The organism is Pseudoalteromonas sp. NFXS39 (assembly GCF_040148775.1).
In the GTDB taxonomy this organism is placed as follows: domain Bacteria; phylum Pseudomonadota; class Gammaproteobacteria; order Enterobacterales; family Alteromonadaceae; genus Pseudoalteromonas; species Pseudoalteromonas apostichopi.
Map to the genome: position 1 here is coordinate 280,275 of NZ_JAGDEC010000002.1, position 13,355 is coordinate 293,629.

General features: G+C 40.6%; 11 protein-coding genes and 1 tRNA gene. 8 read left to right on the forward strand and 4 right to left on the reverse strand.

Going from position 1 to position 13,355, the window contains the following annotated elements; all coding sequences use genetic code 11:
- Positions 1 to 11 precede the first annotated feature (11 nt).
- The 5 genes from J3455_RS04875 to J3455_RS04895 all read left to right on the forward strand — a co-directional run bounded on the left by J3455_RS04875 (position 12) and on the right by J3455_RS04895 (position 6,293).
- Positions 12 to 2,510, forward strand: a complete 2,499-nt coding sequence (locus tag J3455_RS04875) for an HD domain-containing phosphohydrolase (RefSeq protein WP_349561245.1) — start codon at positions 12 to 14, stop codon at positions 2,508 to 2,510.
- Positions 2,511 to 2,600: 90 nt separating this feature from the next.
- Positions 2,601 to 3,170 carry an elongation factor P hydroxylase gene (locus tag J3455_RS04880; protein WP_286257664.1) on the forward strand — a complete coding sequence of 190 codons (570 nt, stop codon included), beginning with the start codon at positions 2,601 to 2,603 and terminating at the stop codon, positions 3,168 to 3,170.
- Positions 3,160 to 4,302: an ATP-NAD kinase family protein gene (locus J3455_RS04885; protein WP_167657975.1), complete on the forward strand. Its 1,143-nt coding sequence runs from the start codon at positions 3,160 to 3,162 to the stop codon at positions 4,300 to 4,302. Before J3455_RS04880 ends, J3455_RS04885 begins: the two co-directional genes overlap by 11 nt.
- A 2-nt stretch (positions 4,303 to 4,304) precedes the next feature.
- Entirely contained in the window at positions 4,305 to 4,583 is a 279-nt protein-coding gene (locus tag J3455_RS04890) for a YfcL family protein (RefSeq protein ID WP_130051989.1), read from the forward strand.
- Between the two features lie 150 nt (positions 4,584 to 4,733).
- Complete coding sequence (locus J3455_RS04895) at positions 4,734 to 6,293, forward strand: AbgT family transporter (protein ID WP_349561248.1); 1,560 nt, start codon at positions 4,734 to 4,736, stop codon at positions 6,291 to 6,293.
- Between the two features lie 149 nt (positions 6,294 to 6,442).
- On the opposite strand, the gene J3455_RS04900 is transcribed toward J3455_RS04895, so the two are convergent.
- From J3455_RS04900 to J3455_RS04910, 3 genes are all read right to left on the reverse strand, one after another.
- Positions 6,443 to 8,263, reverse strand: coding sequence for a DEAD/DEAH box helicase (locus J3455_RS04900; protein ID WP_130051987.1), 1,821 nt, complete (start codon positions 8,261 to 8,263; stop codon positions 6,443 to 6,445).
- Positions 8,264 to 8,410: 147 nt separating this feature from the next.
- Entirely contained in the window at positions 8,411 to 8,674 is a 264-nt protein-coding gene (locus J3455_RS04905) for a GrxA family glutaredoxin (RefSeq protein WP_054553185.1), read from the reverse strand.
- Between the two features lie 116 nt (positions 8,675 to 8,790).
- Complete coding sequence (locus tag J3455_RS04910) at positions 8,791 to 9,249, reverse strand: TlpA family protein disulfide reductase (protein WP_239977704.1); 459 nt, start codon at positions 9,247 to 9,249, stop codon at positions 8,791 to 8,793.
- A 329-nt stretch (positions 9,250 to 9,578) separates the two neighbouring features.
- Between J3455_RS04910 and J3455_RS04915 the strand changes: the two genes are divergently transcribed.
- Positions 9,579 to 10,025 (forward strand): Hsp20 family protein, encoded by a 447-nt coding sequence (locus tag J3455_RS04915; protein WP_130051985.1) that lies wholly within the window; start codon positions 9,579 to 9,581, stop codon positions 10,023 to 10,025.
- A gap of 63 nt (positions 10,026 to 10,088) precedes the next feature.
- On the opposite strand, the gene J3455_RS04920 is transcribed toward J3455_RS04915, so the two are convergent.
- Complete coding sequence (locus J3455_RS04920; RefSeq protein WP_349561251.1) at positions 10,089 to 11,639, reverse strand: cryptochrome/photolyase family protein; 1,551 nt, start codon at positions 11,637 to 11,639, stop codon at positions 10,089 to 10,091.
- 131 nt (positions 11,640 to 11,770) lie between these two features.
- On the opposite strand from J3455_RS04920, the gene J3455_RS04925 reads away from it, so the two are divergent.
- Both J3455_RS04925 and J3455_RS04930 read left to right on the forward strand, forming a co-directional pair.
- A complete protein-coding gene (locus J3455_RS04925) occupies positions 11,771 to 12,544 on the forward strand; it encodes a hypothetical protein (RefSeq protein WP_349561253.1) in 774 nt (257 codons plus the stop codon).
- Positions 12,545 to 13,242: 698 nt separating this feature from the next.
- Positions 13,243 to 13,319: transfer RNA gene (locus tag J3455_RS04930), tRNA-Met, on the forward strand.
- Positions 13,320 to 13,355: the final 36 nt, after the last annotated feature.

The following is a 13,355-nucleotide window of genomic DNA, read 5'->3' on the forward strand; positions in this document are numbered from 1 at the left end:
ATGAAAATAGTGTGTTGGCGTTAGACGTTAGCTTGTCGAGTATTTCTGAATATTTGAGTCAACAGCAAAGTAAAATGAGTAGCCAGTATTTAAGTGAGCTGTACATTTACAATAAAGAAGGTGAAATTGTTGCCTCTAACCAACAAAAAAATAGCTTACTTTTGCCAAGGCTTGAAAAACTTCCCTTAACAGAACAGCAGCAAAGTGTATTGGCGAAGTACCCTTATTTGAGCGTTTCTAACGAAACTAATTGGCCACCAATGGACTTTAGTGTCGGCGGTAACCCGAAAGGCTATAGCATTGATTATATTAATGCCTTGGCTGAGTTGCTCGGAATTAAGGTAACTTTTATTAACGGTTTTACATGGACTGAGTTTTTAACTCAATTTGCAAAAGATGAAATAGATATTGTACAGCCTATTTTTAAAACCCCAGCAAATGAGTCGCTCGGTCTTATGAGCCAAACAATGGCAACTTTGCCGTTCAGTATCATTACTGCAAAAGGTTCAACACCGGTCGTTAGCATGAAGCAGTTAGCGGGCAAACAGTTAGCAATTGGTGAAGGCTGGTCGGTAATTAAAGTGATTAAAGAGCACTTTCCTGATATCGACATTGTTGAGCTGCCAAGTACCAAAGCGGTGCTCGATGCGGTAAGCCAAGGACGTGTGTATGCAGGGTTAGATAACGAAGCAGTGTTCAAATACACTCAAAATCAGTTTTTTATTGAAGGGATTCAATATAATCAGCTTGATAGTTATAGTCATGATCTCCTACCAGATACTCTACATTTATTGTTTCATCCTGATGATGCAGAGCTAAAAGATTTAATTAATATGGCGATAGAGCAGCTCCCAAATTCGTATATTGCTGCACTAGAGCGTAAATGGTTAGGGAGCGATCCTAGTCAGCAATCACAAGTGATTGGCACAGTGCCATACCCTGAATTTCTTACACTAATTACAGATCGGGCAAACTTCGCCCATTTACGTTTAATGACTCTAAATGGCGTTGAGAAGTACGTGTATATTACCCCTGTTTCAGAAGGGGGGAGCAATAGCGATTACTTAGCGATAGTGGTGCCCAAAGAGGGCGTATTGAGTTCTACCCGTGAAAAAATTAAGCTGTCTATTTTTATCACCGCGGCCTGTTTGATTATGGTACTGCCTGTATCATGGTTTTTTGCCTCACCAATTGTTTCGCCAATTAAGACCTTAGAGGGTGAAAATTTAAAAATTAAACACCGTCAGTTTGATCAGGTTTCAACGCTAAAAAGCAGTATTAAAGAAATCAATAATTTAGCCAACTCCATGGTGCAAATGAGCCAATCAATTCAGCAGCATGAGCAAAAGCAAAAAGCCTTAATGGAGTCATTTATTGAGCTTATAGCTCAGGCTATCGATGATAAGTCTCCTTATACAGCAGGACATTGTGAACGGGTACCTGAACTTGGGATCATGCTGGCCAAAGCAGCTTCAAACTCAAATGAGGATGCGTTTAAACAGTTTGCGTTTAAAAATAAAGACGAACTAAGGGAATTTAGCCTCGCAGCTTGGTTACATGACTGCGGCAAAATCACTACTCCAGAGCATATCGTAGACAAGGGCACAAAGTTAGAAACTATTTATAACCGTATCCACGAAGTGAGAACGCGTTTTGAGGTACTTTGGCGGGATGCAGAAATTGCTTATTTAAAAGACGTGCTAGTGTCACCTGAAAAGCAACCAGAGCTTGAGGCTGAACTTATTAAACGCCAAGCAGAGTTACGTAGTGATTTTTCGTTTATAGCAGCCTGTAATGTTGGCGGTGAGTTTATGGATGAAGCAAGCCTTGGACGTTTAGAGGCGCTTAGCAACATCACTTGGCAGCGAAATTTTGATGATAAAATAGGCCTTTCGCCAGTTGAAGAGTTAAGGGTTCAAAGCAATGATGAGCAATTGCCTGTCGCTGAAAAGCTACTTTCAGATAAGCCTGAGCATTTGATTGCCCACGATAAACCTATACAGTATGACGAGCGTTTAGGGATAAAAGTAACCATTCCAGAATACAAGTATAATCTTGGCGAACTGTATAACTTACAAATTCAGCGCGGTACTTTAACAAACGAAGATCGATTTAAAATTAATGAGCATATTATCAGTACTATTCGGATGCTAGATAACGTCCCATTTCCTGATGAATTAGCCCGTGTGCCGCGTTATGCCTCGACCCATCACGAAACATTAAAAGGCACGGGTTATCCCCGTAAATTGTCTGCAGATGATTTATCGATACCTGAGCGTGTGTTAGTGCTGGCCGATATATTTGAAGCATTGACCGCAGCCGATAGACCTTATAAAAAAGCCAAACCATTGAGTGTTGCGATTGATATTTTAGCGAAGATGGTTGCCGATCAACATGTAGATCAAGATGTGTTCAAATTGTTCTTAACGTCAGGTATCTATTTTGAGTATGCAAAACGCTATTTAAATCCAGATCAAATCGATGATGTAGATATTGCGAAATACCTGTGATTGGAAGCGCTTGCTTTTACTTTAGAGGGAAAAGTCCGTACAATTCGCCTCGTTTTTAGTGACGCTTTTAACGAGATAAATTCAAGCCGTATGCATCAGATTGCTGACTTAATCGCTATTTTTGAAAACACCTTTTATCAAAGCCATAATACGCGTTTGATAAAGGGTGATGATGAACCCATATACCTGCCTGCTGATGAGCAAACGTCTTATCATCAAATTGTGTTTGCCCACGGTTTTTATGCCAGTGCCTTACATGAGATTGCTCACTGGTTAGTGGCTGGAGAGGCACGTAGATTAAAAGAAGATTATGGCTATTGGTATTGTCCTGATGGTCGTGATAAACACCAACAAGCTGAATTTGAAGCGGTTGAAGTAAAGCCTCAAGCTATTGAATGGGCGCTAAGTGCAGCAGCTGGTTTCGATTTTAATGTATCGGTTGATAATTTAAATGGTGAACAAACCTGTCGATTTGATTTTCAGGCTCGGGTTCACCAGCAAGTGTTGAGTTTTTTAGCAACAGGTTTTAATCAGCGCACTACAGCACTCCTCAAAGCATTGAGCGATTTTTATAATACCCCATGGCCATTAACGGCTACACAGTTTTCATGGCAGCGCGATTTTCAAAGCAACCCAGGAGCTTTATCTGATGCAGTTTAAATTAGGTTTGATTGTAAATCCGGTTGCCGGCTTAGGTGGCAGTGTGGCACTGAAGGGAAGTGATGGCGCAGATACCGCTGCAAGGGCGATGCAACTTGGCGCAGAGCCAAAAGCAAACTTACGCACCCGAGCAGCTCTTGAAGTTCTGCTTGCACATCAAGGCGACTTAACCATTTACACAGTAGACGGTGAAATGGGCGAGCAGACGGCGCGCCAGCTTGGTTTTAAAACTCAAGTGATTTACCAAACAAATGAAATCACCACCCCCGATGACACTGAGCAGGCTGCCAAGTTATTAGTTGAGCAAGGTGTCGACCTTATTTTATTTGCTGGTGGTGATGGTACTGCACGTAATATTTGTCATGCGGTTGGTGATAGCACCCCTGTGTTAGGTATTCCTGCAGGCTGTAAAATACATTCTGGCGTTTACGCTATTACCCCTAAAGCAGCAGGTCGCGTTGTCGAGATGCTAGTCAAAGGTGAACTCGTCAGCCTTGGCGATGCCGATGTTATGGATATCGATGAAGATGCATTTCGTGAAGGTACAGTAAAAGCTAAGCGCTATGGTGAAATGCAAGTTCCGAGTGAAGTGCGATATGTGCAAGCAGTTAAAAATGGCGGTAAAGAAACCAATGAATTAGTGCTTGCTGACATTGCTGCCTATGTTGTCAGTGAAATGGACGAAGACTGCTTATATGTAATGGGCAGTGGTTCAACCGTGGCTGCAATAATGGAAGAGATGGGTCTTGAAAATACCTTATTAGGTGTTGATTTAGTAGCAGACCAAGAGCTAGTTGCGCAGGATTTAACTGCACAGCAATTACTTGAGCTCACACAAGGTAAAGATACTAAGTTGGTGATCACCTTAATTGGTGGACAAGGGCATATATTCGGCCGAGGAAATCAACAATTGAGTCCTGCACTTATCCGTGCGATTGGTCGCGACAACATTATTGTAGTGGCAACGAAAACTAAATTACAGGCCTTAAATGGCCGACCACTGATTGCCGATACAGGTGATAGTGAGTTAGACGATGAATTAAGTGGTTATATTCGCGTAACCACAGGTTTTAATGACCATATTATGTATGCAGTGGGTCATCAAGATGGGCTGCACCCAGAGGAGAAGTAACAATGATTTTAGTAAGTTATATTGATGCAGCGCAGCAATATTTTGATGATTTAGTCGATAAAGCAACTGACGACGAGCTATTTGCTGGTGGCTATTTGCGTGGTCACTTTGACTTAGCGGTAGGCTACGCACAAGTAGAAGAATTAAATTTATCGATTGATGAACTTAATAATCAAGTTGAATCAAGTCTGGTTAAAGCTTATCGCAATGGTGAGCTAAACGAAGAAGATAAAGAGCTCGTTGTGCGCCTTTGGGATGAGGTTAAAGCACTAGCGGTTTAGTTAAGTATTAAAATGAGTACTGTAAAGCGACCTGTGTCGCTTTTTTTACATCAAGTGATTACCTTTATTAGGGAATTCTATTAACTTAAAATTTACCTTAGAACTTAGATACGTTAAGGTTAACGAGATATTTTTCCAGGGAATTTGAAAATGAATAACAATAATGATGTGCAGGCACCAAGTGGTGCAATCGCACGTTTTCTGAATACGATTGAAAGGGTGGGCAACAAGCTCCCTGATCCTGCGATTATCTTCTTAGTCGCAATGCTGCTTATTTGGTTCTTATCTTGGCTCTTCTCGGGCACCACATTTGATGCAATCGACCCGCGAACAGGCGAAGCCATAGTTGTAAATAATCTATTAGCAGGGGATTCCCTTGCTACTTTCTTGTCTTCGATGGTGAAAACTTTTACCAGTTTTGCGCCACTTGGCGTGGTGCTTGTTGCCATGTTAGGTGTTGGTGTTGCTGAGCACTCTGGCTTTATCAACACTGGCCTTAAATTAATGCTAAAAGTAACACCTAAGCAGCTTTTAACACCCTCTATTATCTTAGTGGCGATTGTCAGCCATACGGCAACTGATGCCGGTTATGTATTAGTCATCCCTCTGGCTGGGGTCATTTTTTATGCTATGGGTCGTCATCCGCTTGCTGGTATTGCTGCGGCGTTTGCTGGGGTAAGTGGTGGCTTTAGCGCAAACTTTATTCCGTCAGGGATTGATCCGTTACTGCAAAGCTTTACCCAAAGTGCAGCACAAATTATTAATCCTGATATGGCGATTAATCCGCTTAATAACTGGTTTTTCACTTCTGCTTCAAGCTTATTTATTATCTTATTAGGCTGGTATATCACAGATAAAATTATCGAGCCGCGTTTACAAAACACGCCACTTGATGGTGATACAGAAGATTTACCTGCTTTTGATGAAGCGCGCAGTGATGAAAAACGTGCATTCTATATCGCAAGCACAGTGATGATTGTTGGCCTTGTATTACTTTGGTTTGTCTCTGCTCCAGCTGACTCAGCAATGCGAAGTAGTGATGGTTCTTTAACTAATTTCCGCTCACCGTTAATGCAATCAATTGTTCCACTTATATTCTTTCTGTTTTGGATCCCAGGTGCAGTTTACGGTTTTGTAGTTGGTACATTCAAAAGTTCTAAAGATATGATCGATGCCATGAGTAAAGCCATGAGCGGTATGGCTTACTACATTGTTATGGCGTTCTTCTGCGCGTTATTTATTGCCGCATTTAGTAAATCAAATCTAGGTGCATTACTTGCTATTGAAGGTGCACAGCTACTTAAAGCGATGGCATTACCAAGTTCGGTGACTGTGGTAGGTATTATCTTCTTAACGGCGTTTGTGAATCTATTTGTAGGTTCAAGTTCAGCAAAATGGGCGCTGTTAGGGCCAATCTTTGTACCAATGCTGATGCAACTAGGTATTTCACCTGATTTGACTCAAGCTGCGTACCGTGTAGGTGACTCAAGCTCTAATATCATTACCCCACTGATGCCATACTTCCCACTGGTTGTGGTGTACTGCCAGAAGTATGTTAAAGGCACAGGTATTGGTACGTTAATCGCCATGATGTTGCCGTATTCAATCGCCTTCTTAATCGGTTGGAGTATCTTCTTACTCGCGTACTGGGGCTTAGGCATCCCACTTGGCCTACAATCAAGCTACGCATACCCAGCCATTGGCTCATAACGATTTAAGTAATAAAGCCTCAGCCACCCAGCTGAGGCTTTAAAAACTTTAGGCTGATAGCCTAACTTCAGACACAAAAAAACCTTGTCACTTTCATGACAAGGTTTTTTTATTGCTTACAGCTTACAGCTTACAGCTTACAGCTTTGATTAGTTCGCAGTGAAGCTCACTGGGCGACGCTCTTTACGTGGGCCGCCACGTTTTTCACCACGATCTTTGTCTTTGAAGCTACGCTTTTTGTCACCACGATCACCGCTTGGGCGTTCAGAGCGAGGAGCCGCAGGACCTTGGTCTTGCGTTAGCGTCATATTCATCGGACGTTTACAGATGAACACCTTTTGGAAGTGATCAAGCACATCTTTTGGCATGTTCTGTGGTAACTGTACCGTACTGTGACTGTCGTGTAAGCGGATATCACCAATGAATTTGCTTGAGATATCAGCTTCGTTAGCAATCGCACCAACGATATTTTTAACTTGTACACCGTGCTCACGACCAACTTCGATACGGTAAGTATCCATAGGGCCCATGCTGCGGCTATTGCGCTCACGTGGCTCGCGAGGTTTACGCTCACGTCCTTGACGGTCGCCACGCTCAGCACGATCACCTCGTTCGTTACGACGACGCTCGTTACGTTCGCCACGCGGTTGAACTTTAACTTCTTCAACCTTGATTGGTGATTGTTGCTGCGCTAAACAAAGTAATGCACCGGCTAAATCTTCAGCACTTAGCTCAAGCTTTTCTGCCATGTCAGCAGCTACTTGGTTAAAGAAAGTGATATCTTTGTTTTCAAGAGCAATAGTTAATTTGTCTTGAAGAGCTTTAATACGTTTTTCTTCAACTACTTTTGCTGTTGGTAAATCAACTTGTGCGATCTCTGACTTCGTATGACGAATGATATTTTTAAGTAAATAACGCTCGTTATGTTTTACGAAAAGAATCGCTTTACCTGTACGACCCGCACGACCAGTACGACCAATACGGTGAACGTAGGCTTCTGAGTCTTGTGGAATATCGTAGTTGATTACTAAGCTTAAACGGTCTACATCAAGACCACGTGCAGCAACGTCTGTTGCAATAACGATATCAACTAGGCCGTTTTTCAAACGGTCTACTGTTCGCTCACGTGCTTGTTGGTTCATATCACCATTAAGTGGTGCGGCAGAGAAACCTTCGCGCTCAAGTAATTCAGCTAACTGTACAGTGTCGTTACGTGTACGTACGAAAACAATTGCACCATCGTATTGTTCAGCTTCTAAGAAGCGAACGATAGCTTTGTTTTTGTGTACATGTGCATTCCAAAATACTTGCTCAACAGTAGATACAGTTGAGTTACGAGCAGAGATATGAACTTGCTCAGGCTCATTCATGTACTTGCTGCTGATATTTTGAATTTGCTTAGGCATGGTCGCAGAGAAAAGACATGTTTGCTTTTCACGTGGCGTTTTCTCCATGATGCTTTCTACATCATCAATGAAGCCCATGCGTAACATTTCGTCTGCTTCATCAAGAACAAGGGCTTGTAAGCTCTCAAACTTGATTGTGCCACGGTTAATGTGGTCAATTAAGCGACCTGGCGTTGCAACAATGATTTGCGCGCCACGACGAAGTGCACTTAGTTGGATACTGTAGCTTTGGCCACCATAAAGGGCTAAAACTTCAACACCACGAGTATGCTTAGCATATTGTTCGAATGCCTCAGCTACTTGGATCGCAAGTTCACGCGTAGGCGTTAAAACAAGGATCTGTGGCTGCTTCACAGACGGGTCAATATTATTTAGTAACGGCAGTGCAAATGCTGCTGTTTTACCTGTACCCGTTTGCGCTAGTCCCAGTACGTCCTTTCTTTCTAGCAATAACGGTATACATTGAGCTTGGATTTCAGATGGAGTCTTGTAACCCAACTCTTCAACTGCTTTAAGGATTGCAGGAGAAAGATTTAGAGATTCAAACGTGACTGGTTCTGACATTAATACGCCTCAACGAATTTAAAGAGGCGCGCATTGTATAGGAAATACGAGGCAATTGCTTGTATAAATTACAACTAATTTGTATGTGGTTGATGTTGGTCATAATTTAATCAGTTTGAATTTGCCAAAATCAACCACGTTTACAATTTATTGATATAACCCTAAATTTTCTTTAGCGTATGCTTCGAATTCAGTGAAGCCACCAATGTGAGCTTGGTCAATAAAAATCTGTGGTACAGTTGGGCAAGGTTTGCCAGCAGACTGCTCTAGATCCGCTTTGCTGATGCCTTCTTTGATTATGTCGATATAACGATATTTAAAATCGTCACGCTCATTTGCAAGTTTTTCAGCAACATCTTTTGCACGAACACAGTATGGGCAGCCTTCACGGCCAAAAATTACAGTTAACATATCGCTCTCCTCGATGTGAATGTGTTTATCTAGTTGTTATATTAACGAATAAAATGAATAAAAACAGCGCATAAAATCGATTGTACTATTCTGTTTTTCTCATCATAGTAATTTAGCTAATCAAGTGTCCGCATCCTAAGACCAAGTTCTGTTGAGTAACCCATAGAGTGAGCAGTAATAGCCAACTGTTCATCAATGACATAATAAGTTGGATAGGCACTTATTTTATAATCTTGACCCGTACTTTTACTGCCAAGTAACACAGGCATGGTCAGTTCCAGTGAATCGGTAAACTGTTTAACTTCAGCAATGTTTTGGTAATCGAGGGCAATTGCTATGGCATTTAACTTACCTTGCTGATGGGACTTTTCTAAATTTGGCATGCTGTAGCGACAAATTGAGCACCAAGGCGCAAAGAAATACACCACTGTTTGCTTTCCTTGTAATTGTGCGATGGTCATCCGCTCTGTCGGGTCATTTAGCGTGGCTAAATTAAAATAGGGGGCAGGAGTTTTATCAGTTGAGAGTAAATTACGTTGCTGAAATGCGGTCACGGCATACACAACGACAGCCATTAACACGACATTTTTTAGCACACTGATAAATTTTTTTAAAAAAGTTGGATTTTTTTTCATTGTTATTTTGTACGTGTTTAGCCCTTTAAAATCAACTTATTCAGACCCGTTTGCGATGGTATAAATTTCATTTAATTTAAAAAAGTTGTAATTTTTTTTGCTAAAAATCTTGAAAAGATTTTGCCCGCCCATAGATAGTTTAGTGAGGACGCCTGATGGGTCCCAAACAAACTAAAGTAATTGAAATATATAATATTAATTTAACTTTGTTAGCGCTGGTTCTATAGAAGAGCACTAACAAAATATCGCTTAAATATGAGGATATAATTATGCGTACAGTAGACTTATCACCACTTTATCGTTCATTCATCGGTTTCGATCACTTAGCATCATTAATGGATGCGGCAGCGCGTACAGACAAGCAGCCAAGTTTTCCTCCATATAACATCGAAGCACTCGATAAAGACAAATATCGTATCACTATGGCTGTAGCAGGTTTTAGTGACAGTGAATTGACCATTGAGTCAGAAAATAACACTTTAAAAGTCAGCGGTACGAAAGCTGATAAAGAAGATAATGCTGAACGTAAGTTCATACATCAAGGCATTGCGGAGCGTAACTTTGAGCGTAAGTTCCAATTAGGTGACCACGTTAAAGTACTTGGCGCAGACCTTGAAAATGGCTTACTAAGTATCGATTTAGAGCGTGAGATTCCAGAAGCATTAAAACCACGCAAAATTGAAATTGGTAATGGTAAATTACTCGAAAACAAGTAATTCCCAACAGCATTGTTTCCCCTAGTTAGTTTTGCCGCCTCACTTGAGGCGGCTTTTTTGTTGTTACAGTTTATCTAAATTATCCAAACACCAGTTGGCACGATCAAGTGTGGCTTGCTGAACTGATTCATCTTGCTTATACCAGTTATTATAAATCATACCAATCCGTGGGTTTTGTGATAGTTGCTGTTTATGCTCTAACATAAAATGCCAATATAAACTGTTAAACGGACATGCATCATCAGTCGCTTTTTCTTTAATGTTGTAGTGACAGTGTTTGCAATAATCACTCATTTTGTTGATGTAATTACCACTGGCAGCGTAAGGCTTAGTGGCAATTAAGCCACCATCAGCAAATTGACTCATGCCACGAGTGTTTGGCATTTCAACCCATTCTATGGCATCGATATAAATGCCTAGATACCATTCATCTACTTCGCTTGGCTCAATAGCGGTTAATAAGCAAAAGTTACCGGTTATCATTAAACGTTGTATGTGGTGTGCATAAGCCGTTTGCAGGCTTTGTGAAATAGCATGGTGCATACAATTCATGTTCGTTTTGCCGTGCCAAAAGTAATCGGGTAGGGCACGCTTGGCATTTAAGGCATTTTTGCTTGCGTAATCAGGCATATTTTGCCAATAAATCCCACGTACATATTCACGCCAGCCGAGAATTTGCCGAATAAAGCCTTCTACTTGCGCAATATCAATATGTTGCTTTTCAAAGCTCGTTAACACTTGTTCGATGACCTGCATTGGGTGCAACATTTTAGTATTGAGGGCAAACGATAAACGGCTGTGATACAAAGACCATTGATACTTTGACTGGCATGTCATGGCATCTTGAAATTGACCAAAATTAACAAGCAAATGTTCACAGAAAAAATCGAGTAATTGTTTTGCTTCAGAGCGAGTGGTTGGCCAAATGAGAGTATTGCTACACTCGCCAAAGGTGTTTACTTTGTGCTTTTCTATCCGTTTGAGGGTTTGGCTAATATCATGACCAAAACACAAAGGTTCTGGGATTTCTTTAAGATCGCTCGGTTTTAACTTATTTCTGTTTTGCTGATCAAAATTCCATTTCCCACCACGAGGTTGGTTATTACCGTCCATTAATATATTAAATCGCTTACGCATAGCACGATAAAAAAACTCCATTTTAACTGGCTTATCTTGCTTAAAATACTGGTCAATATCATCGAAAGGTAGTAGAAAATGCTCCGAGTCAACGGCATTAACATTAAATTCGCTCTGATTTGAAAATTCTACAAGTTGCTTTTTGAGGCGGTATTCGTCTGGATATTGATACTCAATATTTTGGCATCGATAGTGCTTTGCTAAACGGGTGAGTAGATCAGGTAATGTAGCATCATTTTTTGTGTCATCAAGTGTTAGATGTAGGCAGTTTAAATTTGCTTTTGTAAGTGCATTAGCAAAGTTTTCCATTGCAGCAAAGAAAGCGGCCACTTTTTGTAGGTGATGTTTTACATAGTCGGTTTCTTGTTTTAATTCGGCGATGACATACAGTGTGTCTGGTTGTGATTTATCTTTAAACCAACTGTGGCTTGCATTAAGTTGGTCGCCAAAAATAAATCTTAAGGTGGTGTATTGCACTTTTTAATTACCTTTGCAGCAAGTAATCTAAGGTGTTACGAAACAAACACTAAGATAGATCGATTAATATAGTCTATAAAAAAGTATATTAATGGCATAATTAATGAGTAATAAACTAGGGATGGTACGACATGAAAATTAACTTATATTTACTATTTATAAGCCTACTAGTTTGCCCTTTGGCGCACAGCACTGTTTATCACTGTGAGAAAAATGGTGTTGCTGAGTTTAGCCAACAACCTTGTGGCAAAGATGCAAAGTTGATTACTATTAAAGAGCAAAGCCCACACCTTTCGTATACTTCAAATAATGATGCACAAACATCAACAGATAAAGATTCCGCGGAAGTCGAGCGTTATATCCGCTTAAAGCAAATTGATGCGAAAATTGCAGAACATAACAATAAAATTGATACATTTAAGCTCAAAATGAACAGGGAAATTGCGGCCTTATCTGAGCAATCTGATTCTCAGCTGCGTAACTTGGTGGGTGCTAAGAAACAGGCAGCCATTGCCAAACAGATGAGCGCCGCATCTGAGCGTTACGGCCTACTTATTAACGGCGAGCAGCGTAGTATTGATAGGCTCATGGCTGAAAAGTACACCTTAACATCATATGCTAACAAGGTTGCCAATAATGAGGTCGCTAGTTTTATTCGCTCAAAACAGATTATGCGTAAAATTTCAGAGCACGAGAATAAAATAGATACTTATCAAGCTGAGCTTAACATGCAAATGTCAGAGCTTGAGCAACAACTAAGTAGCCGCCCTCGCAATTTAGCTGATGCAAATAGCGACAATGCATTAGCAGACAAAATGACAGCTCTAACTAGTCGCTTTAATACTCTTATCGCTATTGAGCAAAAACAAATCGACAGACTCAACAGCGAGTTAACGAAGCTATGAACTTAATCGTGCGGGACAATACGCGCTAAAAGACACCACATTTGAATAAGAAAACAAGTAACTTTTGACAATATTTGCAAACACTCTCGTAGCTTGCAGCCAAGCGCGATGCAATTGAGAGTCAATTGGGTGAATGTATGATTTGCGGGTTTCGATAAAGGCTCTGCAAAGCGAATCGATATCGTTAAAGGATACTTTTAAAAAGCTTAGGTTATTTGCTAAGTAATGGATAAATGGTGTGACTTGATGTAAGTCATCAAGATGACTGATTATCTTATTCAAAGCACAATACAAGATATAACTGCGCTTAGTTATGCTTTCATGATCTGGCACCACCATAGTTAACTTATATGAACTAAGATTGCGATGATAGGCGCTTGTATACTGATGAAAATCAGGTTTTAGCAATTCAATGTCTTGTAGTAACAGTCTTTTTTGAAATGAAGATAGACTCATAGTACATCGCTTAATAGCCGAGGCTATAGGTTGTTCTTATTATTTGATTAAATATAGACAAGAATTTCCAGTTTTGGAAAATTTATGACAAGGTTGTCATAAATTTTTTAGGCAAAAAATAGTCTAACTAATTCATGCTGGAAGGTTGCTAATTGAGCGCTACATGCTTATAATGGCCGCCATTGAATTGAGGTGTTTTGCACTCGATTAGATGATATTAAGTTACTTTTAATATCTATTGGCGCGGGATGGAGCAGCCTGGTAGCTCGTCGGGCTCATAACCCGAAGGTCGTCGGTTCAAATCCGGCTCCCGCAACCAAATACATGCTAAGGCATTGTAAGTGTACTTAGTATG